Source organism: Roseobacter insulae (assembly GCF_019375555.1).
GTDB lineage: Bacteria > Pseudomonadota > Alphaproteobacteria > Rhodobacterales > Rhodobacteraceae > Roseobacter > Roseobacter insulae.
Genome location: NZ_JAHXDN010000006.1, coordinates 95,465 through 116,679, shown reverse-complemented (window position 1 = coordinate 116,679; position 21,215 = coordinate 95,465). Strand labels below are relative to the sequence as shown.

The window sequence follows — 21,215 nt, the reverse complement described above, 5'->3', positions numbered from 1 at the left end:
GGTCTGCGCGAAAGCCACGCTGTGCAACCCCGCGTTCTTCGGGCCAAGGTGCATTGTCAGGTTATATCTCGCCAAATCACGTTTTCCAGATTCCGCGCGCGGTGCGCGGATATTCGCAAATTGTTGTTTTATTGCGTCACTCTGCGAGGCCGAACAATCAGTCGTCAAGATCACCCGAGAGCACCGCCGCCCCGCGCACCGCGCGCACACCGGCCCGCGCTATGGCGATGACCGTCAGCACGGTAAGTGTCCAGAAAAACCACGTGATCGGACCCCGCAGCAGGATCATCGGATCGCTGCCGGACATCAGCATCGACTGGCGGAAATTGTCTTCGAGCAGGGGCCCGAGAATGAAGGCGATCAGGAACGGTGCCGCCGGGATGTGATAGCGCACCATCAGGTACCCGACCCATCCCATCACGAACATCACCCCGACATCGAAAATGTTGTTGTTCACCGCGAAGACCCCATAGATGCAGAGTACCAGCACAGCGGGGATCAGGATGCGTTTGGGGATGTCGGCGACATATTTGAACCCGCGAATAGCAACGGAGCCGATGAGGAACAGAAACACCGAGCTGACGATCAGCCCGATGAAGAGACCATAGATGATGTCGACGTTCAGAATGAACATCATCGGGCCGGGCTGCAGCCCGTGGATCATGAAGGCGCCGATGATGATCGCGGTGATCACGTCGCCCGGCACCCCCAGCGCCAACAGCGGGATCAGCGTGGCCCCGGCAACGCCGTTGTTGCCCGCCTCTGCGGCGGCCACGCCTTCGATCTCGCCCTTGCCGAAGTTCTCTTTGTTCTTCGAGGTGCGGCGCGCTTCGGAATAGCTCAGGAAAGCGGAAGGCGCGGCGCCAATGCCGGGGATCGAGCCCAGAAAGACGCCGATGAAACTGCCCCGGACGATGGATTTGAAGCTGCGCCGGTATTCGGCGAAACTCACCCAGTTCTTGCCCAGACTGCGCGCCTTGCCCACATGCGCGGTCGGATTCCAGACCATGGCGAGGATTTCCGGGATCGCGAAGAGACCGATGAGAACGGCGATGAAATTCAGCCCGCCCATCATGTTCGGATCGCCGAAGGTAAACCGGTTTGTGCCATAGACAAGGTCAAGCCCGATGGTGGCCAGCAACAGCCCCAGAAGCGCCGACAAGGCCCCGCGCAGCAGGCTTTCGCCGGACACCCCGGCGATGATCGTGAGCGAAAACAGGATCAACGTGAAGAACTCCGGCGGGCCAAAGCTTAGCGCAAAGGAGGCAAGCCATCCGGCGAACAGGATCAGCGACAGGTTGGAGATCACATCCGCCGTGCAGGACGCCCAGAGCGCCATGCCAAGCGCGCGCCCCGCCTCGCCCTTCTCCGCCATCGGATAGCCATCGAGGATGGTTGCCGAAGACGCGGGCGTGCCCGGCGTTTTGATCAGAATGGCGGGAATGGAACCACCGAAGATGCCGCCCTTGTAGACCCCCAGAAGCAACAGGATGCCGGTGATCGGCTGCATGGCGAAGGTGAAGGGCAAGGTAAGAGCAACCGCCATCGTGGCCGACATGCCGGGGATCGCGCCGCCGATCACACCGATGGCAACCCCGGCAAAAAGCGCAAGGAAGGATTCGATGTTGCCAACAAGGGCGAGACCCGCGGCAATACTGTCCAGAAAGCTCACGGCAACCTCAGGATCTCGCCCTGCGGGATCGCAACCCCGGCAATGTGGGCAAAAAAGGCATAAAGCACGAGCGGAATGATCACCGCACAGACCACGGCGGTGACGGGATGCCGCGTGCGGACCAGAAAGGCGGAGGCGAGGAACACCAGCATGCAGGTCAGCACCATGCCCAGACGCGGCAGCAAGACCATCGTAACCACCATAATGGCGGCCATTCCTGCAAGGCGCAGCCAGGCCAGACCCGGCGTGTCGCAGGGGGCGTCGACCCGCGGGCCGTCAGGTGCCATCCTCACGCCCGAAAATATCAGACCCAAGCCAGCCAACCCGGTAAACCCGGCCAGCGCATAGGGCCAGAAGAGCGGCGAAAGGATGATGTTCCCCACATTGCTTGGCGAGGAGACCCACTGCGGAATGGCGTAGATGATCAGAAAAATGGCAACCAAAAGGGCGCCTGTTCCCAGCCGCATCTGCACCTGTCGCTGCGTCATATGCTCCCCTCGTGCCCGTTCCGGGTCTCATGAAAAACGCCGGGCTGTTGCTCGCCCGGCGTTGCTGTCTGCGTCAAGGCCGGTCTTCGCCCTAGCCTTCAATCCTCATGCCTAATTCGTCAACAAGTTTCCGGAAGGTGTTGTACTGGCCTTCGATGAAGGCATTGGCGTCTTCGGGGGACATCAGTTCAATGACCGAGCCGCGGGCCGTCATCTTTTCGAGGAATTCGGCATCCTGCGTGGCCGCGGCCATCCAGGTACCCCATTTGTCGGCCACATCATCGGGCAGCCCGTCCGGGCCGGCGATCCCTGTCCAGCCGACCAGTTGATGCAGGGCGGGCTTGCCCAGATCTGCGGCGGTCGGGACGTCAAACCCTGCTACAGGTTCCTTCGTCGTCACCATCAGGGGCACCAGTTGCTTATTGGCCACGAAGCTCGAAATGGCCGATGAGTTGGTGCACAGGAATGTCGCGGTGCCATTCAACACCGCCGTTGCCGCGGCCCCGCCGCCCTTTTGCGGAATATGCGTTGTCTGGGTCAGCGGTTCCTCGACGCCGAACTCCTTCAGCACCATGACCGCCGCCAGATGCAACAGCGATCCGACCCCGGAGGAGGAATAGGTCACACCGCCTTCGTTCACCTTGGCAACCAGATCATCCATCGATGTAATGCCCGATGACGGGCTGACAGCACAGGCGACCGGGTTGATTTCATATACTGTCACGAAGCGAAAATCATCGAGGCCGTAGGGAAGCGTTGCCTTCATCGCCGGGTTCACGGAATGTGATCCGACCCGCGCAAACAGCATCGTATAGCCATCTTCCTTTGCATTCTGAACCGCAACGGACCCCGTTGCCCCCCCCGCGCCGGTCACATTGGCCATGACAAGCGGTTTGCCGACGGCAGCGCCCAGCGGTTCCGCGATTGTACGGGCAGAGATGTCCGTGGCCCCTCCGGCACCGTATGGAATGACCATGTTGATGGGCCGTTCAGGATACTCTGCAAAAGCCGCGCCCGCGAGGCCAAGGCTCACGGCACAGACCGCACTGATTGATTTGATTGACATTGATTTCTCCCCGTTCGATCGATCCTTTTGAGCCGTGGGGCCAATGCCGCGCACGCTCTTGCACAATTGGTAACGTTAAGGCATGCTTTAAAGAAGTAATAATAAATTACACATTGCGTTAGTATTGCTAACAAAAAAGGCACGGAGTGATGTCGATCCGCATCCTACGCACCCTCATCGCCGTGCATGATCACAAGACGTTCAGCGCAGCGGCGGATGCCGTCTGTGTCACCCATGCCGCGGTCAGCCAGCAGATGCGAACGCTTGAGGAGAACTGGGGCATTCAGCTTTTCGACCGGTCGCGAAGAACCCCGGAGCTGACCCCGCTTGGCCGCGCGCTGGTGGTCAAGGCGAAAGAGGTCGTCAGAGCCTATGATCAGATGCTGCCGTCGGTGCTGGGGGAAAGCGGCGTCAGCGGTGACGTGGCCCTGGGCGCGCTGCCGACAACGCTGACGACGCTGGTGCCTTCGGCGATCTCCATGTTGGTGCATACCTACCCGCAAGTGCGGGTACGTCTGTTTCCCGGCCTGACCACTCAGCTGATCTCGCAAGTGGAACGGGGGGCGCTGGATGCGGTGTTGGTGTCGCGTCCGCAACTCTTGCCGGCAGGCGTCGAGTTTCTCGAAATTGCCGAGGAGCCGTTGCAGCTGATCGCCTCTCTTGAGACTGACAGCGATGACCCCTACGAGCTCATCGCGCGGCATCCCTTCATCAGATTCAACCGGGATGCGGTTGTGGGCCACATGATCGAAAGCTGGCTGCAAAGCAAAAACATCCGGGTCAACGAGGCGATGGAGTTGGATGGGCTGGAAGCCATTTCCAGCATGGTCTTCGCCAATCTGGGCGTGGCCATCGCCCCCAAAAGATCGGTGCAACCCTACCACCCGCTGCCGCTCAAGAGACTGTCGCTGGGTGATGATGCGCCGGTCCGCAGACTGGGTTTGCTCTTTCCGCGTGACACGGTGCATGGGCGCGTTCTGTCCGAACTGCATAGCGTGTGCCTGCGGGCCGTCGCAATCGGCGCGTTCGGCGCAAGGACCGAAGCGGACACCGCCGGATGACATCGGATCAGCTCCTCTATCTTGTTGTCGGATCCATTGCAGGTGGCTTCATAAACGGATTAGCTGCTTTCGGTACATCCCTGTTCGCACTTGGTTTTTTCCTGACCGTGATGCCCGCCCTGGAGGCTGTGGCCATCATCGTCGTCATCTCCGTGGCAAGCGGTCTGCAGGGCCTGTGGATTGTCCGCAGGTCGATCCGGAACAACCCACGCAGGCTGGCCCGGTTTCTGGTGCCCGCCATTGTCGGTATTCCGCTGGGCATCGCGTCCCTCAAGCAGATTGACGCGAGCGTTCTCAAACTGCTGATTGCCTTCTTTCTCATTCTCTACGGCGGATTTTTCACGCTCAGGCGCACGCTGCCGAAGATCAACCATCCCACGCCGATCATGGACTGCTGCGTCGGTTTTCTTGCCGGCATCCTGGGGGGAGCGGCTTCCTTGTCCGGCGCCTTGCCCACCATGTGGTGCGCAATGCGCGCCTGGCCCAAGGTCGAAACACGCGCTGTCCTGCAGCCCTTCAATGTCACCGTCCTGGCACTGACGGCGATCATGCTGGCGTTCAATGGCGCCTATCAGACCCGCACGCTCATCTTTCTTGCGATCGCGGTACCAACCGCGATGATCTCTGCCCAGGTGGGAATTTTCGTGTTCCGCCGACTGAGCGATGATACCTTCAGGCGTCTGCTGATCGCGATCTGCTTTGTCTCGGGTACCGTCCTGTTGCTCAGGGAAATGCTGTAGCGCCGGGCCTTTCGGCGCGTCAGCGACGGATCGGCCCTGAAGCTGCGCCGCCTAGCCGATCACTTCATCTGACCGGTCATCGGTTTCGCCGTACCGTTTCAGCACCGCAGGCTTCGTGCCCTCATAGACCTTGTCGAGATTCTGCACGATCTTGGCGTTTTCCCGCTCGAAAAGGCACGCGCCCTGCAGGTCGGACGCGACGATAAACGGCCCCATGCGGCGCGCACGGATCACCCACATGGCCTGCGCGATGCCAAGCTCCTCATGCCAATGCACGGCCTCGACGGTCTCGACACCGCGCCCCAGCAAAGCCCCGGTTCCGTAGCCGACCGTCGACAGGTAAACAGCCCCGTTTGGCACAAAGTACTCCTTGTAGTCCTTTGAAGACATGCCGCCTTTTCCGATGATCAGGCGCGCGCCGGTCTTCGCCATCCACTCCGGCAGCCACTTGGCAAAACGGAAACTTGCCGTGGCCGTGACCGCGCCCAGATCAAAGGACCCGTCCTCGCGGATCACGGCGGCGGGTGAGCAATGAAAATTCGCGGCGCTCTGTGATGGCAGTTCCATCGGGATGTTCGCCTTGTCCTCCAGCGCGCGCATGTAGACCCCTTCGCGCGCCGTGTAGATCAGCCCATCCAGATAGACGATGTCGCCCAGCCGCAGGTCAGCGATGGCCTCTGCACTGGGGGTTGTGGAAAGCGTGACCTCGCGGATTTTCATTCTGCGACCTCCAATCCCATTTCCCACTCAACACTGTCACGGCGTTGGTAATCCGTGAACCAGTCCGGGTCTGTCCGGTGCTCGACCCGCCCATCCGGAAACAGACGCGCCACCGCGCGACGGGACGACAGACAGAAGGCATGCACAGACATCTGCATGCCGCCCGTATGGCAGTAACCAACTTCAATGTTACAATCTATCACCATGTTTTTGCCGACGAATCCCATGGCCCCCATGCCAATCGAGTTGCCCAGTTCCTTGAACTCCTCCTCCATCGCGGCAATTTTCGGGTCCGAGTTCCGACTGCCCACCGTGCGCAGCACCGAGGCGCGTTTGCCCAGCACCATACAGGTGTCCTTGGAGCCTCCGAGGCCAATCCCGATAATCGCAGGCTGGCAGGCGAGGCCGCGCTTGCCAAAGGCGACGAGACTGTCGAGGTAGAACCGCTTGATGCCCTGGATACCATCGGAGGGAAACAACATCCGGTAATCCGTGCCAAAGAGCCCGCCTTTGTGCACCGTGATCAGATCAACCCACTCTCCCCCGGGCTCGAACCCGTATTCGATCTCCGGCGCTCCGATCCCGACGTTGTTGTTATGGTCGGTCCGCCATAGGGGGTGCACACGATTGGGCCGGAGCGGCACGCCCGAGGTTGCGTTGGCGGTGGCGCGGCGCAGTGCCGCCTCCAGCGCGACCGGCCCCCCCTCGATGCGCGCGTCGTTGCCCATCTTGACGTACCACCGCGGCACGCCGGTGTCGCCGCACATGGCGCGACGGTCTTCCTTTGCGGCCTCGTAGTTGTCCAGCATGGCCTGCAAGACGAAGGAGGATAAGTCGCCATCCTCCGTTTTCGCGGCCGCCCGCAACCCATCCAGATAGTCCTGCGGGATCTCGATGGCGGCTTTGTCCATCAGCGCCTCTGCGGTTTTCTGTATCAGGTCAAGTGAGATCATTGCGCCGCCACCAGAGTTTCGGGTTCGCCGTCCGGCAAGATCGTCTCGCCGGGTTTAACGATAGAGAATTCAACAGCTTCACGTGTGACATTCACCTTGTCGCCGGCCTGTTGTGCGATCGTGAAATAGGACGCCTTCATATCGCCCGGCGCCGGGTAATCCTCGCGGAAATGCGCCCCGCGGGAATTCTCCCGCGCCAGCCCCGCCCTTGCGATCACGTCGGAGACATCGCACAGGCTGGCCATGTTCAGCCAATCATGCCACGTCAGATTGAACGCCAGATTGTCCGACGCCACGCCAACCTGCATCAGATCCTGCCGGATACCGGCGATACGATCAAGGCCACGGCGCATGCTGTCGGCGGTCCGCATGACCCCGACATCCTCCCACATCGCTTCCTGCAGACGATTGCGCAGCGGTTGCACCAGATCGGGCGTTTGCCGCAGCGGATGCACCGCCCTGTCGTATTCTGCCATCAGCACCGCGTCATCCGGGTCGCGCAGGCACCTCATCGACCGGATGTCTTTGCCCATCGTGTCACCGGCAATCCCGCCGTAGACGGTCGAATTCGCCACACCGTTTCCGCCCAGGCGATTCGAGCCATGCGCCCCGCCCGCATCCTCCCCTGCAACGTAAAGCCCTTCCAGAGCCGTGCGCGTATCAACATCGACCATGACCCCGCCCATGAAGTAATGGGCCGTGGGCACGACTTCGACGAGGCCACCCGCCAGATCGAACCCGCTGTCTTCACACCGCTTGACCATACCCGTGAACTTCTTGCGCACGGTGTCAGGGCCAAGATGGGCCATCGAGATGAACATTCCCACCTGATCGGGGTCGTTGCTTTTACGCATCTCCGCATAGATCCCGCGGCTGACGACATCGCGCGTGGCGCGCTCCCCCTTGTCATCGTAATCGAACATGAACCGTTGCCCGGCAGCGTTCAGCAACTGCCCGCCCGCGCCCCGCAGGCCTTCTTCGAGCACCGTGCCGGTCATGCGGCTGTGCTCCCCCGCCAGAAGACCGGTGGGGTGGAATTGCACCATTTCCATGTCGCGCAGCGGCAGCCCTGCCCTCAGCGCCATTGCCAGCCCATCCATCGTCTTGTCACCGCTCGGCGTGTGGTATTTGTACATCGTCGGGCCGCCACCTGTTGCCATCAGAACCGTTTTGGCGCGCACGAACCGGAAACGCCCCGTGCGCATGTCGATCATCAACACACCGGCCAGCGCGCTGCCGTCTTTTGTCGGGATCAGACCGATTGCCCGATGCTCCTGCAGCTTTTCAACCGGCCGGCTCAGCACCTGCTCCATCAGGCGATTGATGATTTCGATACCGGTCAGGTCACCCTTGTGCACCGTTCGGTCCGCCGTCTGCCCGGCAAAAGCCTTCTGGTGCAGCGTCCCATCAGGGTTCCGGTCGAAAAAACATCCGATCTCGTTTTCCAGCTCGCGAATGCGTACCACAGCCTGCTCGCAAAGCCGCCAGGCCATCTCCTGGTTGGGCAGCCATTTGCCGCCTTCGATCGTATCCATGAAGTGACGCGCGACCGTGTCGCCTGTGCCGAGAGCCACATTGTAGCCGCCCTGCACCATGCGCGTGCAGCCGCATTTGCCGATAAGCCCCTTCACCGCGATGGTGATCCGGGTGCCGGTTGGGGCCGCCTGTTGCGCATGCAGTGCCGCGAAAAGGCCCGCGCCGCCCGTCCCGAGGATCAGGATATCGGTGTCATGCCATTCAATGTCTCTCGTCATGCGTCACACCACCTGAAGAAAGAACGTGCCTGACACAAGGAAGGCCACACCCACCGCGCCGGCCGCCAGTGTCTTTTGTGGCGCGGACCACGGCAACCATTCCATTGCCATCAGCCGCAGACCGCCAAAGACATGTACAGCCAACAGAAACACCAATCCGAACTCTGAAATTTTTACAACAGGTTGCTCGGCGAAGCTCAGAAATTGGTTCAGCTTCTGGGGCTGTGTCAGCGCCCAGGAAAGCACCCAGAAGTGCAGCGGCAGAAAGAGCGCAAGGCCCAGCCCGGACACCCGATGCAGAACATAGGCCAGCCAGAGCGGATGCGCGCGGGAGGGTCTCATACGGCCCCCGGCCATGTCACCGCAACAAGTGCTTGCGCGCCCAGGCTCAGCAGCAGCAGGCCGATGCCCCATGTCACGCTGGTCAGTCTGACGCCGCGCAGACCGAATGTCTCGTGCACGATCACGCGCAGCCCGATCGCCGCATGCACGGATACTGCCAGCACAAAGGAGCCATAAAACAGAAACCAGAAAGCGGACCCCTGCGTGCGCCCCAATATCTCCTCGGCGCTCAGACCGCCCTGTACCGCATAGATCATCACCGCGATATGGCCCAGCGTCAGCGGTGCCATGACCAGCGCCGAGATCCGTTGCAGCATGTAAAGGCGCAGGTCGAGCATGAGGTTATCCGCCCTTGCGCCAGAAGCGTCGCGAGGTTTCCCGTTTCAGCCCGGCGATGGCTGACATCGGGTCGAGATCATTGGGGCAGAAAACCGTGCAACTGCCCATCGAATGGCAATTATGGCACCCGCCGGAGCCTGACACGGCGTCCAGAATACCGGCCCGCCTGTCGTGCTTTGAATCGTTGAAGAGTGTCCATGCCCGCTGGAGCGCGGCTGGCCCCAGATAATCGGCGTTTCCGGTAACCGTGTCACAGGCGGCATAGCAGATCGCGCAGTTGATGCATTCGATACCGGCGCTCGCGGTAACCCGGGTGCTGTCTTGCGGATCGACGGGGGGGATCGGATCGTTGCGACCGGCAGTGGGAGCATGCGCGCCGCCGGCGGCCACCCACTTATCAAAGAAAACATCCATGTCGGCAGCCAAGTCTTTGATTACTGGCAGATTACGCAATGGCGCAATCTCCACCCGGCGCCCCTGCAACACTTTCCGGACGTGCGTTCGACATGTCCATCGCGGTCGTCCATTCACCATCATCGCACAGGATCCGCACATCCCCACGCGGCAGGCAAACCGATAGGTCAACGTGGCATCCGCATAGTGCTGTATCCAGGAGACGACATCCAGAATGGTCTGGTTTTCCTCGGCAGGCACCTCGTAGCGCTCAAAATCGCCACCCGAAGACGTTCCGCGCCAGACAGAGACTTCCAAAGTGTCTTTTTGACCGTCCAATCGGCGTTCCTGACTTGTCGAAGATGGCGTTGCATTTATGATATAACGGCCAGCAATGCTAACGAGAAGGAATATGTTCTTATGCTTTCTGTAAGAATCTCTTACGAAATGGGAACCTTGCCCGGTGGCTGAACCTTCCTTGAAGACACTGTTTGCAGATCGCTTTGGTCAGGCCCCGACGGTGCCGGAGGCGCTGCGAGAGCACCGGATTCTGAATAACATCGCCCGCCGGAGTTCGTGCCGCGCTTTTGCTCCGCAGGGTCCTGATACCAATACGCTGGAGACGTTATGCGCCGCAGCGCTCTGCGCGCCCTCCAAGAGTGATCTGCAGCAGCGCGATATCGTCATCGTGTCGGATGCCGCGGTTCTGCGCCAGCTGAAATCACTTCTGCGCGCGCAGGCATGGATCGAAGGAGCGCCTGCGATGGTCGTGTTTCTGGCAAATAACCGGCGGCAACGACAAGTGCAGGATCTGCATGGGCAACCCTTCCCCAATGATCACCTCGATGCCTTCTTCAATGCCAGTCTGGATGCCGGGATAGCCCTTGCCTTCTTCATGGCTGCCGCCGAGAGCGCGGGACTGGGGTGTTGCCCGATCAGCACCATTCGCAACCATCTTGATCAGGTTGCGGAACTGCTGGAACTGCCGGACCATGTTTTCCCCGTTGCGGGGCTTGCGGTGGGATATCCGGCGCAGGCGAGCGCCGTCAGCCCCCGCTTGTCCTTGAACGCCACGGTGCATCACAACCGGTTCCACGAGACCAGGCCAGAACAGATCGTCGGCTACGATGCGAGGCGGCTGAAAGACGACAAATCGCCCGGCTGGTCGGAAGCGAAAGCCAAAATGTATGCCGCCCCGCAGCGCACCGACTTTGCTGAGTTCATACGCCGCATTGGTTTCAAACTGGATTAGGAACCGCTTCTAAAGCACTTCATCAAATGTTTTTTTCAGCTTCGATACGATCTCGTCGACATGCGTGTCTTCCATGATAAACGGTGGCGCCAGCAGAACGTGATCGCCGCTCTGCCCATCCACAGTGCCCCCCATGGGATAGCAGGCCAAGCCGTTGGACATCGCCGTTTGCTTGATCTTCTTGTTGACCCCGTCCGCGGCCGCAAAGGGTGCCTTCGTGCCGCGGTCCGCCACGATCTCCAGCCCCAGAAACAGGCCGCAACCGCGAATATCTCCGATATGCGGGTGCTGTCCGAATTCCGCCTGCAACGCACCCTTCAGTTTTGGCCCCATACCGGCGCATCGGTCCACCAGCCCGCCCGTCAGTTTTTTGACAACCGCATTGCCGGCCGCGCAGGCGGTCGGGTGGCCGATGTAGGTATGCCCGTGCTGGAAAAACCCCGAACCGTCGGCAATGGCCTGATGGATCCCGGCAGTGCACATCATCGCGCCGATGGGTTGGTAGCCCGCGCCCAGCCCCTTGGCGATGGTCACGATATCCGCGGTGATCCCCTCCTGCTCATGGGCAAAAAGACTGCCCGTGCGCCCCATCCCGCACATCACCTCGTCCAGGATCAGCAGGAGGCCGTATTGGTCGCAGATTTCGCGCACCCGTTTGAAATACCCCTCCACCGGCGGCACGGCACCCAGCGTCGCCCCGACCACCGGTTCGGCGACAAATCCGATGACAGTCTCCGGCCCAAGGCGCAGCACTTCGGTTTCCAGCTCGTTGGCGACACGCTGGCCATAGTCAAAAGCACTCTCCCCCTCCTGTTGTCCGCGATAAGCGTAACAGGGAGATATCAGCGAGGTTTCCACCATGATCGGCGCAAAGGCCTGCTTGCGCCAGACGTTGCCGCCGGTCGCCAGAGCGCCAAGGGTGTTGCCGTGATAGCTTTGCCGCCGCGCGATGAAATGCCGCCGCTCCGACTGGCCGATTTCCACAAAATACTGACGCGCCAGTTTCAGCGCCGCTTCGATCGCCTCGGATCCGCCGGAGACGAAGTAGACCTTGTCCAGATCGCCCGGTGCTTCATTCACCAGCCGGTCCGCCAGTTCCTCTGCCGGATCGGAGGTAAAGAAGCTTGTATGCGCGTAGGCCAGTTGCGCCACCTGCGCCTGAATCGCCGCGATCACATCCGGGTCGCCATGTCCCAGACAGGACACCGCCGCCCCGCCCGAGCCATCAAAATATTTCTTCCCCTCGGCGTCATAAAGGTAAACTCCCTTGCCGGTGGACGCGCGCCGCATGGGTGTTTTTGAGTGTCGTGCAAAGACATGAGACATCGGTATTCCTCCGCTGGGGCCTGCCTCTTTTGAAACACATGGCGCTTTCGTTGACAATGCGGTGAAACAAATGAATCATCTCCGAGGGATTCGTAACGATTTTGGGGGCGTGTGTGTGGCGGAGCCACTCGATATCAGGATATCTGCAAGCTACGACGACCTGAGCGGCAAGCTGAAGCAGGCCGCCGATTATCTTGTGGAAAACCAGATTGACGTGGCAACCCGGTCACTGCGCTCGGTTGCCGAGCAAAGCAATATCGCACCCGCGTCATTCTCGCGCCTCGCCCGCGCCCTTGGGTATGATGATTTCGGCTCGCTGCGGGGCGACATTCGCACCTCCATTGATCGTCGCGTCAACGCCGGGTCACAGCGGGCGCGTCAGCTCTCCACCCTGCAACAGGATGGGAAGGCCGATTTCGTCGCGGCCTATGTCAGCGCCTGCGCCGACAACATCCACACATTGGCCGACGGGCTGAGCGGCACACAGTTGAAACAATCGGTCGCCAAACTGCAGAAAGCCCGGAGCGTGCTGGTGTTCGGGACGCTCAGTTCCACCGGTGTGGCCGAACATCTCAACTACATGGCCAGCCTGTTGTTCGATAACTGGAGCATGGCGGGGCGCATGGGCTCGTCGCTGGGTGCAGGGCTCGCGGGACTGGATGAAACCGATGTTCTGATCCTGATCACGCAAACCCCCTATTCGCCCCGGCCCGTCCGGGCGGCGGAACTGGCGCGCGACAACGGGGCCTTCGTGGTGGTTATTACTGACACGCACGCCTGCCCCGCGCTCAAACATGCGTCCGCCAGCTTTATAATTCCGTCCAGAAGCCCGCATTTCTTTTCGTCTTACACCGCCACTTTGTTTTTCGTGGAAACGCTGATCGGGATGCTTGCCCAGATCGGCGGCGAACGATCACGAAAACGCATTGCGGAGGTGGAAATAAGTAACCGCCGTTTACAAGAAATATTAGACGGCTAATCTACCACCAATAATCCAAAAAGGGAGACAACAATGTTCAATGGATTAAAAATGACGGCCGCTGGTGCGGCACTGGCGATGTTGACGGCGCCGGTGGCAATGGCCGAGGAATTCATCACCATCGGTACCGGTGGCGTGACCGGGGTTTACTACCCCACGGGTGGCGCGATCTGCCGTCTGGTGAACAAGGGCCGGAAAGAGCACGGCATCCGCTGCTCGGTCGAATCGACTGGCGGGTCGGTCTACAACATCAACACGATCCGCGCGGGCGAGCTGGAGTTCGGAGTGGCCCAGTCCGACTGGCAGTACCACGCCTACAAGGGCACCTCGCGCTTTGAGGAACAAGGCCCGTTCGAAGACCTGCGGGCGGTGTTCTCCGTGCACCCCGAACCCTTCACCGTGGTGGCCCGCGCAGATGCGGGTATCACCAGCTTTGCCGATCTGAAAGGCAAGCGCGTGAACATCGGCAACCCCGGATCAGGTCAGCGTGGCACCATGGAAGTGGTGATGGAGAAGATGGGCTGGAGCACATCCGATCTGGCCTTGGCGTCCGAGCTGAAGGCGGCAGAGCAGTCCGCGGCGCTGTGCGACAACCAGATCGATGCGATGATCTACACCGTGGGTCACCCGTCGGGTTCCATCCAGGAAGCGACAACGGCCTGCGATTCCGTGCTGGTTGAAGTGTCCGGTGCCGAGATCGACGCGCTGATTGGCGACAACTCCTACTACCGCTCCGCCAAGATCCCCGGTGGCATGTACCGCGGCACCGATAGTGACGTGGCCACATTCGGTGTGGGCGCAACCTTCGTGACCTCTGCTTCTGTATCGGAAGATGCGGTCTACGCGGTTGTCTCGGCGGTCTTTGACAACTTCGAGGATTTCAAGAAGCTGCACCCCGCATTCGCCAACCTGACAGCGGAAGAAATGGCGACGGCAGGTCTGTCCGCGCCGCTGCACCCCGGTGCCGCGAAGTATTACAAGGAAAAAGGCTGGATCGAATAATCCGGCTTTAGCCAGTGCAAGGGGCGGTCCGCCGCCCCTTGAAGCCCGCCACCGGGCACACCAAACGACAATAAAGCCGCATAAAAAATAACGTGGCGCGTCAGGGAGACAGTTAAATGGCAGATAAGACAAGCGGCGGCCGTGCGCTGACCGAAGAAGAACTTCAGGACCTCGTCTCCTCGTCGGACGCAGGCGCCCGCAACCCGGCCGGGTCCGTCGGCACCTTTCTGGCGATTGTCGCAATCGTCTGGTCGCTGTTTCAGGTCATGCTGGCCTCGCCGCTGTCCAATCAGTTGCTGCCGGGTTCCGTGATCAACAACTCGCGCCAGATCCACCTGGCCTTTGCCATTTTCCTCGCCTTCATGGCCTACCCGATGCTGAAATCCAGCCCGCGCCATTACATCCCGGTCCACGACTGGCTTCTGGCGCTGGGGGGCGCGTTCATCGCGCTCTATGGCTATATCTTTTACGACAAGATCGTGAATTCCGGCGGCCTCGCCGATGACACCGACAAGTGGTTTGCGCTGGTTGGCCTGATCATCCTCTTTGAAGGCGCGCGCCGCGCACTTGGGCCTGCCATGGCGATCATTGCCACGATCTTCCTGCTCTACGTCTTCTTTGGCGCCTCACAGGCGGTTCCGGACGTGATCCGCTGGAAAGGCGCGAGCTTGCAAAAGGCGATGAGCCACATGTGGATCACCTCCGAAGGGGTCTTTGGCATCGCGCTCGGGGTCTCGACGAAATTCGTCTTTCTCTTCGTGCTCTTTGGGGCCCTGCTCGATAAGGCGGGCGCGGGCAACTACTTCATCAAGATGGCCTTTGGCGCGCTGGGTCACCTGCGCGGTGGTCCGGCAAAGGCCGCCGTGGTCGGCTCTGCTGCGACCGGCCTCATCTCCGGGTCGTCCATCGCCAATGTGGTCACCACCGGCACCTTCACCATCCCGCTGATGAAACGCGTGGGCTTCTCGTCTGAGAAAGGCGGAGCGGTCGAGGTGGCCTCTTCGGTCAACGGCCAGATCATGCCACCGGTCATGGGGGCTGCGGCCTTCCTTATGGTGGAATACGTCGGCATTTCCTATGTCGAGGTGATCACCCACGCCTTCCTGCCCGCGACGATTTCCTACATCGCGCTGGTCTATATCGTGCATCTCGAAGCGGTGAAGAACAACATGCCGACCCTGGGCGATCGCGAAGTGTCCATGGTGAAAACCGTTGTCGGGATGCTCTCCTTCTTCCTTGTCTTTGCCGGGCTTTGCTATGGCTCGCAGTTCCCGGTCGAGGCTGTGACCGCCTGGGCACCGAGTTCCGCCGGGCTGATCATGACCGCGATTGTCTGTGGCGTGTATATTCTGCTGCTGGCGCTGGCCGCACAGGTGCCAGACCTCATGCCGGATGATCCGAACGCCGAACATGTCGAATTGCCGGTTATCGGGGAAATCTACAAGGCGGGTCTCTACTATCTGCTGCCGATCATCGTGCTGGTCTACTTCCTGATGATCGAACAGAAGTCCCCCGGCCTCTCAGCCTTCTGGGCCACCATGCTGCTGTTCTTCATCCTGCTCACGCAGAAACCGCTCAAGTCCATCTTCCGCGGTGAAAACGATATGGTGAATGCGTTCCGTGATGGTGTCGTGGACCTGCTGCAGGGCCTCATCGACGGTGCGCGCAATATGATCGGCATCGGCCTTGCGACGGCCACCGCCGGTGTGATCGTGGGCACGGTGACGCTGACCGGCGTGGGACAGGTCATGGCCAACCTGGTGGAGTTCCTGTCGGGCGGCAATCTGATCCTGATGCTGATCATGGTGGCGCTCCTGAGCCTCATCTTGGGCATGGGACTGCCCACCACGGCGAACTACATCGTGGTCTCGTCGCTGATGGCCGGGGTGGTTGTCGAACTGGGCGCGCAATCGGGGCTGATCGTGCCTCTGATCGCGGTGCACCTCTTCGTCTTCTACTTCGGGATCATGGCGGATGTGACGCCGCCCGTGGGGCTTGCCAGTTTCGCCGCTGCCGCCGTCTCGGGCGGGGACGCGATCCGTACCGGCTTCATTGCGTTCTTCTATTCCCTGCGCACGGTCGCCCTGCCCTTCGTCTTCATCTTCAACACGGACTTGCTGCTGATCGATGTGGGATGGGCCCAGGGGATACTGGTCTTCATCACGGCGACCATCGCGATCCTGGTCTTCACGGCAGGCACCATGGGCTACTTCCTGACCCGCAGCCGCATCTACGAAAGCGTCGCCCTGGTGTTCATCGCCTTCATGCTCTTCCGTCCGGATTTCTTCATGGACCGCCTGCAGCCTCCGTTTGAGGATATCGCCCCGGCCAACTTTGCCGAAAAGGTGGAGAGCGCGCCCGTGGGGCGTGAATTCCGGGTGATCGTCAGCGGCCCTGACTTTGACACCGGCGAGACCAAGGAAACCACGCTGCTGGTGCCCATCGGTGACGAAGCTGAAGGCACCCGGATGGAGGCTTACGGCCTGCTGACCGTCGAAGAGGGTGACGAGATCACCTTGGAAGAGCCGCTCTTTGGCACACCCTATGCGGAGACCTTCCAGGGCTATGACTTTTACGGCGACGAATTCGTGACCGTCAAAGCCGTGAAGGCCCCGGCAGATCAGATGCCCAAGGAATTGGTGTTCCTGCCGGCGCTGTTGTTCCTCGGGCTGATCATCCTGCTGCAGCGCGGCCGCGCGGGCAAAGAAGAAAAACAAGAAGGAGTCCCCGCATGAGCCGTTCTGTACTTTGTGCGATTGATGTCAGTCACAAAGGCCGCGATGCCGCTGTTCTGAAAATGGCCAAGAAACTCGCCGATCTGGATGGGGCGTCGCTGGACGTGGTGACGGTGGTGCCGGATTTCGGACAAAGCATCGTCAGCACCTACTTTGAGTCGGATCACCACGAGAAGGCCGTTGCCGAAGCCCGGCAACTGCTGAGCGACGAGATCACCGCAAGCCTCGGGGCGGACACCGACGCCATGGTGCGCCATGTCGTGGCGACGGGGAGTGCATACGAGGAAATCCTGCATGTCGCGCAGGAAACCGATTGTGGGCTGATTGTGATCGGGGCGCATAAACCCGATTTCAAGGATTATTTACTCGGGCCCAATGCTGCCCGTGTCGTGCGCCACTCAAACTGCAGCGTGCATGTCGTCCGATAGGGCGACCTGCTTTTGACAATGACAGCGCACCCGACGCCGGGTGCGCTGTTTCTTTTTGGGGGGCCGAATAGGGGTTGCATCAACCTATATTTCCAATATTCATGAATTATGGAAATAGAATCCCTTACCCGCCTGTCCGCCCTTAGCCACCCGCAGCGCCTGAGCGTATTCCGGTTGCTGATGCGCCGCTTTCCGGACGCGGTGCCCGCAGGCGAAATCGCCGCGGCACTGGACCTCAAGGCGTCAACCACATCTGTCTACCTGTCAGTTCTGAGCGACGCGAGACTGATCACGCAGCAGCGCCTCGGAACGTCCCTGCGGTACCGCGCCCATACTGCGGCAGCGGCCGAGCTTATTGACTACCTGTTCACCGATTGCTGTCGTGGACGGCCGGATCTGTGCCCGCCGTTCTCACTTTCCCCCCAAAAAGGAGCGCTGACGATGACTGACACCCCCTACAACGTTCTCTTTATCTGCACGGGCAACTCCGCAAGATCCATTTTTGCGGAATCGATATTGCGCGATCTGGAAGGATCTAGGTTCGCAGCTTACTCGGCCGGGACCAGGCCCGGTTCCGATCTGAACCCCCTCGCGATGGAGATGCTGACCTCGAAAGGCCATGACACATCGATATTGCGGTCCAAGCATATTTCCGAATTCCAGACCCCCGATGCCCCGAAGATGGATTTCGTGTTCACCGTCTGTAATCGCGCCGCGAACGAGGAATGCCCGGCATGGGAAGGACAACCGATCAGCGGCCACTGGGGCCTGCCGGACCCGGTCAAGGCCGAAGGCAGTCTCGCGGAACGTCGTCTGGCTTTCCAGCAGGCCTACGGCGCCCTTAGTAACCGCATCAAGGCCTTTGCGGCCCTGCCCATCGAAACTCACAACCGCATATCGCTGCAAGCCGCCGTCGACAGAATCGGCGCGGATGAATTGGAAGGAACTCCTGAATGACTGTTTACGCCCTTAACGGAATGGGTCGCATTGGCAAGCTTGCCCTGCGGCCATTGCTCGAACGGGGCGCAGAAATTGCCTGGATAAACGATGCGGTGGGCGACCCCGCGATGCACGCACATCTGCTGGAATACGACACCGTTCACGGGCGCTGGCCCGCCGCGTTTGATGCAGACAGCGAGAGCCTCACCATCGACGGCATGCGGCTGCCGGTTCACGGCGAAACGAGGCTGGATCGCCTGCCACTGGAAGGCATCGATGTGGTCATCGACTGTACCGGCGCCTTCAAGACCGACGCAGCACTGGCCCCTTACTTTGCCGCCGGTGTGAAGAAGGTGGTGGTTTCCGCGCCTGTCAAGGACGGGCCGACGGCCAATGTCGTCTTTGGCGTAAACAACGATGTCTACGACCCCACCCGGCACAGCATTGTCACCGCGGCCAGTTGCACTACGAACTGCCTCGCGCCCGTGGTTAAGGTGGTCCATGAGAACATTGGCATAAAACACGGATCTATCACCACAATTCACGATGTGACGAATACCCAGACGATCGTGGACCGTCCCGCCAAGGACCTGCGGCGGGCGCGGTCTGCGCTGAATTCCCTGATCCCCACAACGACCGGAAGCGCCACGGCGATCACCCTGATCTACCCGGAACTCACCGGGCGTCTGAACGGGCATGCGGTGCGGGTGCCCCTGCTGAACGCCTCGCTCACGGATTGCGTTTTTGAACTGGAACGCGCCACCACGGTGGAAGAGGCCAACGCCCTCTTTGAGGCCGCGACAAAGGGACCACTCAAGGGCATCCTTGGCTACGAGACCAAACCGCTGGTCAGCGCCGATTACACGAACGACCCCCGCTCGGGCATCGTTGACGGGCCGTCGACAATGGTTGTCAATGGCACACAGCTCAAAGTCTATGTCTGGTACGACAACGAGTGGGGCTATGCGAACCGGCTCGTCGATGTGGCCTTCATGGTAGGCAAGTCGTTGTGAGCATGCCGCGCGCGGGCGCCGCCTATGTCGCCGTGACCGCCGCCTACTGGGCGTTCATGCTGACCGATGGCGCGTTGCGGATGCTGGTTCTGCTGCATTTCCACACGCTCGGGTTCTCGCCGGTGCAGCTTGCGTATCTCTTTGTGCTCTACGAGATCGCCGGGATCGTGACCAACCTCAGCGCAGGCTGGATTGCCGCGCGCTTTGGCCTGACCTCCACACTCTATGCCGGTCTGGCGCTGCAGGTGGCCGCGCTGATCGCGCTGGCGCAGCTTGATCCCGCGTGGACGATCACCGCCTCCGTGGTGTTCGTCATGGCTGTCCAGGGGGCGTCCGGTGTTGCGAAGGACCTCGCGAAGATGAGCGCAAAGTCCGCCGTGAAGCTGCTTGCCCCGACCGCGCGGGGCGGGCTTTTTCGGTGGGTTGCGCTGCTGACGGGTTCCAAGAATGCGGTCAAGGGATGTGGCTTTCTGATCGGCGCTGTTCTGCTCGGCGTGGTGGGTCTCAAGGCTGCGGTCCTGGGGATGGCAGCCGTTCTGGCGGTGATCCTGGTGGCGGTAGTTCTGAAGATGCCCTCGGGCCTGCCGGTGGGCCGCAAGGATGCAAAATTCCGCGACGTCCTCTCCGGAAATGCCAACATCAACTGGCTGAGTTTCGCGCGCGTGTTTCTTTTCGCGGCGCGCGATGTCTGGTTCGTCGTCGGCATTCCCATCTATTTCTATGCCGTGTTGTCGGACGGGACGGAGGCGGGCAACCGCACCGCGTTTTTCACGATCGGCAGTTTCATGGCGCTGTGGATCATCCTTTACGGGGCGGTTCAGGCAGCGGCTCCCCGGCTGATGAAGGCTGCAACGCGCAGCGAAGACCAGATCATCATGAGCGCGCAACGATGGGGGGCTTTGCTGATCATCGTCCCGGCAGTTCTGGCGAGTCTGAGCTTGGCCACGCCCACCCCAACCACGTGGCTTACCACCGCGCTGATCGTCGGCCTGCTGATTTTCGGCGGTATATTTGCTGTAAATTCCGCCCTGCACTCCTACCTGATCCTCGCCTTCAGTTCCGGCAACCGGGTGACCATGGATGTCGGGTTTTACTACATGGCGAACGCCGCCGGGCGCTTGCTCGGGACCGTCCTGTCGGGGCTGAGCTACCAGATCGGAGGCCTGCCGCTTTGCCTGGGAACCGCCGCGCTGCTGCTGGCGGCAAGCGTCTACGGCGCGTCGCGGCTGCGCCCGCTTGCACCGCAACCGGTCTAACCTGTGCTGGTGGCCAATATCCGGCTGATCTCCTTCAGCGATCGGCCCGATGTCCGGTGCCATTCGGAAAAAGCGGTCTGGACAGCGGTCATGGCGCCCTTTGAGGTTGGCGGTTTGTCAATCACCCCTTCGGCGATCAGCCGGGCCACGACGTCGCGCGACAGAATGAACCCATCCACCCCCATGGAGCGCAGGAAATACTGACCGGTGGTGCCGCCCAGCCGTGTGCCGTTCGATTTCAGATGGGCGAGCAGCCCCGCGAATTCGGTTACATCCCAACCAGCGACAAACGTGCCAAAACCGCCGTGGCTGTCCGCCACCTCGCGGATAAAAACCGCGTTCTCCTGCACGGCGCGGATCTTGGGGCCGTGGCGCACAATCGCCTTGTTGGTCACCAACGCATCAAACCACGTATCATCCATCATCGAACAGCGACCCGGTGCAAACCCCTCGAAAGCCGCTTCAAAACCGGGCCACATTGACTCCACGACTTTCCAGTTGAAACCGGCGTTGAAAATCGCGCGGGTCATCGCGGAGAGCCAACGATCATCAGGCTGCGCTGCCAGTTCCGCCGGTGTTTTCGACGGCGCGAACCCCTCGAAAATCGCCTCGACCGACCCCTTGCGCCCCACACTGATGGCAAGAATATCTTCCAAGCTGCGCATGTTCCCTCCTTCTTTTCAAGGGGGTACCATAATTGCTGCCGCACCGGCGCGATACAGCGATTGCATCACAGCCGGTTGTGCATAAAACGCAC

The 21,215-nt window shown here is 60.7% G+C and carries 21 protein-coding genes; 10 read left to right on the top strand and 11 right to left on the bottom strand.

What is annotated here, in order from left to right; translation table 11 throughout:
• Positions 1-157: 157 nt before the first annotated feature.
• From KX928_RS19820 to KX928_RS19810, 3 genes are all read right to left on the bottom strand, one after another.
• A complete protein-coding gene (locus KX928_RS19820) occupies positions 158-1,672 on the bottom strand; it encodes a tripartite tricarboxylate transporter permease (protein ID WP_219506174.1) in 1,515 nt (504 codons plus the stop codon).
• Positions 1,669-2,160, bottom strand: a complete 492-nt coding sequence (locus KX928_RS19815; protein ID WP_219506173.1) for a tripartite tricarboxylate transporter TctB family protein — start codon at positions 2,158-2,160, stop codon at positions 1,669-1,671. Before KX928_RS19815 ends, KX928_RS19820 begins: the two co-directional genes overlap by 4 nt.
• Positions 2,161-2,251: 91 nt before the next feature.
• Positions 2,252-3,226: a Bug family tripartite tricarboxylate transporter substrate binding protein gene (locus tag KX928_RS19810; protein WP_219506171.1), complete on the bottom strand. Its 975-nt coding sequence runs from the start codon at positions 3,224-3,226 to the stop codon at positions 2,252-2,254.
• Positions 3,227-3,375: 149 nt separating this feature from the next.
• Between KX928_RS19810 and KX928_RS19805 the strand changes: the two genes are divergently transcribed.
• On the top strand, positions 3,376-4,287 hold the full coding sequence (locus KX928_RS19805) for a LysR substrate-binding domain-containing protein (protein ID WP_219506169.1): 912 nt from the start codon (positions 3,376-3,378) through the stop codon (positions 4,285-4,287).
• The gene (locus KX928_RS19800; protein WP_219506166.1) at positions 4,284-5,027 is read left to right on the top strand and encodes a sulfite exporter TauE/SafE family protein; all 744 of its coding nucleotides are present in this window, start codon (positions 4,284-4,286) and stop codon (positions 5,025-5,027) included. Before KX928_RS19805 ends, KX928_RS19800 begins: the two co-directional genes overlap by 4 nt.
• Before the next feature lie 51 nt (positions 5,028-5,078).
• On the opposite strand, the gene KX928_RS19795 is transcribed toward KX928_RS19800, so the two are convergent.
• From KX928_RS19795 to KX928_RS19770, 6 genes are read right to left on the bottom strand one after another with little or no spacing between them, the layout of a single operon-like run.
• Positions 5,079-5,747 carry a fumarate hydratase C-terminal domain-containing protein gene (locus KX928_RS19795; protein ID WP_219506165.1) on the bottom strand — a complete coding sequence of 223 codons (669 nt, stop codon included), beginning with the start codon at positions 5,745-5,747 and terminating at the stop codon, positions 5,079-5,081.
• Positions 5,744-6,700 carry a fumarate hydratase gene (locus KX928_RS19790; RefSeq protein ID WP_219506163.1) on the bottom strand — a complete coding sequence of 319 codons (957 nt, stop codon included), beginning with the start codon at positions 6,698-6,700 and terminating at the stop codon, positions 5,744-5,746. Before KX928_RS19790 ends, KX928_RS19795 begins: the two co-directional genes overlap by 4 nt.
• Positions 6,697-8,454 carry an L-aspartate oxidase gene (locus tag KX928_RS19785; RefSeq protein ID WP_219506161.1) on the bottom strand — a complete coding sequence of 586 codons (1,758 nt, stop codon included), beginning with the start codon at positions 8,452-8,454 and terminating at the stop codon, positions 6,697-6,699. The genes KX928_RS19790 and KX928_RS19785 overlap by 4 nt, the downstream gene beginning before the upstream one ends.
• 3 nt (positions 8,455-8,457) lie before the next feature.
• Positions 8,458-8,796: a succinate dehydrogenase, cytochrome b556 subunit gene (gene sdhC, locus KX928_RS19780; RefSeq protein ID WP_257883973.1), complete on the bottom strand. Its 339-nt coding sequence runs from the start codon at positions 8,794-8,796 to the stop codon at positions 8,458-8,460.
• Positions 8,793-9,134, bottom strand: a complete 342-nt coding sequence (locus KX928_RS19775) for a succinate dehydrogenase (RefSeq protein WP_219506157.1) — start codon at positions 9,132-9,134, stop codon at positions 8,793-8,795. The genes sdhC and KX928_RS19775 overlap by 4 nt, the downstream gene beginning before the upstream one ends.
• A gap of 4 nt (positions 9,135-9,138) precedes the next feature.
• A complete protein-coding gene (locus KX928_RS19770) occupies positions 9,139-9,867 on the bottom strand; it encodes a succinate dehydrogenase/fumarate reductase iron-sulfur subunit (RefSeq protein ID WP_219506156.1) in 729 nt (242 codons plus the stop codon).
• A 124-nt stretch (positions 9,868-9,991) separates the two neighbouring features.
• Between KX928_RS19770 and KX928_RS19765 the strand changes: the two genes are divergently transcribed.
• Positions 9,992-10,780 (top strand): nitroreductase family protein, encoded by a 789-nt coding sequence (locus tag KX928_RS19765; protein WP_308342403.1) that lies wholly within the window; start codon positions 9,992-9,994, stop codon positions 10,778-10,780.
• A gap of 9 nt (positions 10,781-10,789) precedes the next feature.
• Here KX928_RS19765 and KX928_RS19760 read toward each other — a convergent pair whose 3' ends face one another.
• Positions 10,790-12,106: an aspartate aminotransferase family protein gene (locus KX928_RS19760; RefSeq protein ID WP_219506155.1), complete on the bottom strand. Its 1,317-nt coding sequence runs from the start codon at positions 12,104-12,106 to the stop codon at positions 10,790-10,792.
• Between the two features lie 115 nt (positions 12,107-12,221).
• On the opposite strand from KX928_RS19760, the gene KX928_RS19755 reads away from it, so the two are divergent.
• The 7 genes from KX928_RS19755 to arsJ all read left to right on the top strand — a co-directional run bounded on the left by KX928_RS19755 (position 12,222) and on the right by arsJ (position 20,458).
• Positions 12,222-13,085: a MurR/RpiR family transcriptional regulator gene (locus KX928_RS19755; RefSeq protein ID WP_219506154.1), complete on the top strand. Its 864-nt coding sequence runs from the start codon at positions 12,222-12,224 to the stop codon at positions 13,083-13,085.
• Between the two features lie 33 nt (positions 13,086-13,118).
• Positions 13,119-14,087 (top strand): TAXI family TRAP transporter solute-binding subunit, encoded by a 969-nt coding sequence (locus tag KX928_RS19750; protein ID WP_219506153.1) that lies wholly within the window; start codon positions 13,119-13,121, stop codon positions 14,085-14,087.
• Between the two features lie 116 nt (positions 14,088-14,203).
• On the top strand, positions 14,204-16,822 hold the full coding sequence (locus KX928_RS19745) for a TRAP transporter permease (RefSeq protein ID WP_219506152.1): 2,619 nt from the start codon (positions 14,204-14,206) through the stop codon (positions 16,820-16,822).
• On the top strand, positions 16,819-17,250 hold the full coding sequence (locus tag KX928_RS19740; protein WP_219506151.1) for a universal stress protein: 432 nt from the start codon (positions 16,819-16,821) through the stop codon (positions 17,248-17,250). Before KX928_RS19745 ends, KX928_RS19740 begins: the two co-directional genes overlap by 4 nt.
• Positions 17,251-17,358: 108 nt before the next feature.
• Positions 17,359-18,207 (top strand): arsenate reductase/protein-tyrosine-phosphatase family protein, encoded by an 849-nt coding sequence (locus KX928_RS19735; protein WP_219506150.1) that lies wholly within the window; start codon positions 17,359-17,361, stop codon positions 18,205-18,207.
• Positions 18,204-19,202: an ArsJ-associated glyceraldehyde-3-phosphate dehydrogenase gene (locus KX928_RS19730; protein ID WP_219506149.1), complete on the top strand. Its 999-nt coding sequence runs from the start codon at positions 18,204-18,206 to the stop codon at positions 19,200-19,202. The genes KX928_RS19735 and KX928_RS19730 overlap by 4 nt, the downstream gene beginning before the upstream one ends.
• Before the next feature lie 2 nt (positions 19,203-19,204).
• Positions 19,205-20,458 carry an organoarsenical effux MFS transporter ArsJ gene (gene arsJ, locus KX928_RS19725; protein WP_219506498.1) on the top strand — a complete coding sequence of 418 codons (1,254 nt, stop codon included), beginning with the start codon at positions 19,205-19,207 and terminating at the stop codon, positions 20,456-20,458.
• Here arsJ and KX928_RS19720 read toward each other — a convergent pair.
• Entirely contained in the window at positions 20,455-21,123 is a 669-nt protein-coding gene (locus KX928_RS19720) for a DNA-3-methyladenine glycosylase I (RefSeq protein WP_219506147.1), read from the bottom strand. The two genes, arsJ and KX928_RS19720, sit on opposite strands and share 4 nt — an antisense overlap.
• Positions 21,124-21,215 lie beyond the last annotated feature (92 nt).

What these genes read in the sequence shown, in the direction of transcription:
- KX928_RS19815 (WP_219506173.1), bottom strand. Translation starts at nt 2,160, where the DNA reads ATGACGCAGCGACAGGTGCAGATGCGGCTGGGAACAGGCGCCCTTTTG.
- KX928_RS19810 (WP_219506171.1), bottom strand. Translation starts at nt 3,226, where the DNA reads ATGTCAATCAAATCAATCAGTGCGGTCTGTGCCGTGAGCCTTGGCCTC.
- KX928_RS19805 (WP_219506169.1), top strand. Translation starts at nt 3,376, where the DNA reads ATGTCGATCCGCATCCTACGCACCCTCATCGCCGTGCATGATCACAAG.
- KX928_RS19800 (WP_219506166.1), top strand. Translation starts at nt 4,284, where the DNA reads ATGACATCGGATCAGCTCCTCTATCTTGTTGTCGGATCCATTGCAGGT.
- KX928_RS19795 (WP_219506165.1), bottom strand. Translation starts at nt 5,747, where the DNA reads ATGAAAATCCGCGAGGTCACGCTTTCCACAACCCCCAGTGCAGAGGCC.
- KX928_RS19790 (WP_219506163.1), bottom strand. Translation starts at nt 6,700, where the DNA reads ATGATCTCACTTGACCTGATACAGAAAACCGCAGAGGCGCTGATGGAC.
- KX928_RS19785 (WP_219506161.1), bottom strand. Translation starts at nt 8,454, where the DNA reads ATGACGAGAGACATTGAATGGCATGACACCGATATCCTGATCCTCGGG.
- sdhC (WP_257883973.1), bottom strand. Translation starts at nt 8,796, where the DNA reads ATGAGACCCTCCCGCGCGCATCCGCTCTGGCTGGCCTATGTTCTGCAT.
- KX928_RS19775 (WP_219506157.1), bottom strand. Translation starts at nt 9,134, where the DNA reads ATGCTCGACCTGCGCCTTTACATGCTGCAACGGATCTCGGCGCTGGTC.
- KX928_RS19760 (WP_219506155.1), bottom strand. Translation starts at nt 12,106, where the DNA reads ATGTCTCATGTCTTTGCACGACACTCAAAAACACCCATGCGGCGCGCG.
- KX928_RS19750 (WP_219506153.1), top strand. Translation starts at nt 13,119, where the DNA reads ATGTTCAATGGATTAAAAATGACGGCCGCTGGTGCGGCACTGGCGATG.
- KX928_RS19745 (WP_219506152.1), top strand. Translation starts at nt 14,204, where the DNA reads ATGGCAGATAAGACAAGCGGCGGCCGTGCGCTGACCGAAGAAGAACTT.
- KX928_RS19740 (WP_219506151.1), top strand. Translation starts at nt 16,819, where the DNA reads ATGAGCCGTTCTGTACTTTGTGCGATTGATGTCAGTCACAAAGGCCGC.
- KX928_RS19735 (WP_219506150.1), top strand. Translation starts at nt 17,359, where the DNA reads ATGGAAATAGAATCCCTTACCCGCCTGTCCGCCCTTAGCCACCCGCAG.
- KX928_RS19730 (WP_219506149.1), top strand. Translation starts at nt 18,204, where the DNA reads ATGACTGTTTACGCCCTTAACGGAATGGGTCGCATTGGCAAGCTTGCC.
- arsJ (WP_219506498.1), top strand. Translation starts at nt 19,205, where the DNA reads ATGCCGCGCGCGGGCGCCGCCTATGTCGCCGTGACCGCCGCCTACTGG.
- KX928_RS19720 (WP_219506147.1), bottom strand. Translation starts at nt 21,123, where the DNA reads ATGCGCAGCTTGGAAGATATTCTTGCCATCAGTGTGGGGCGCAAGGGG.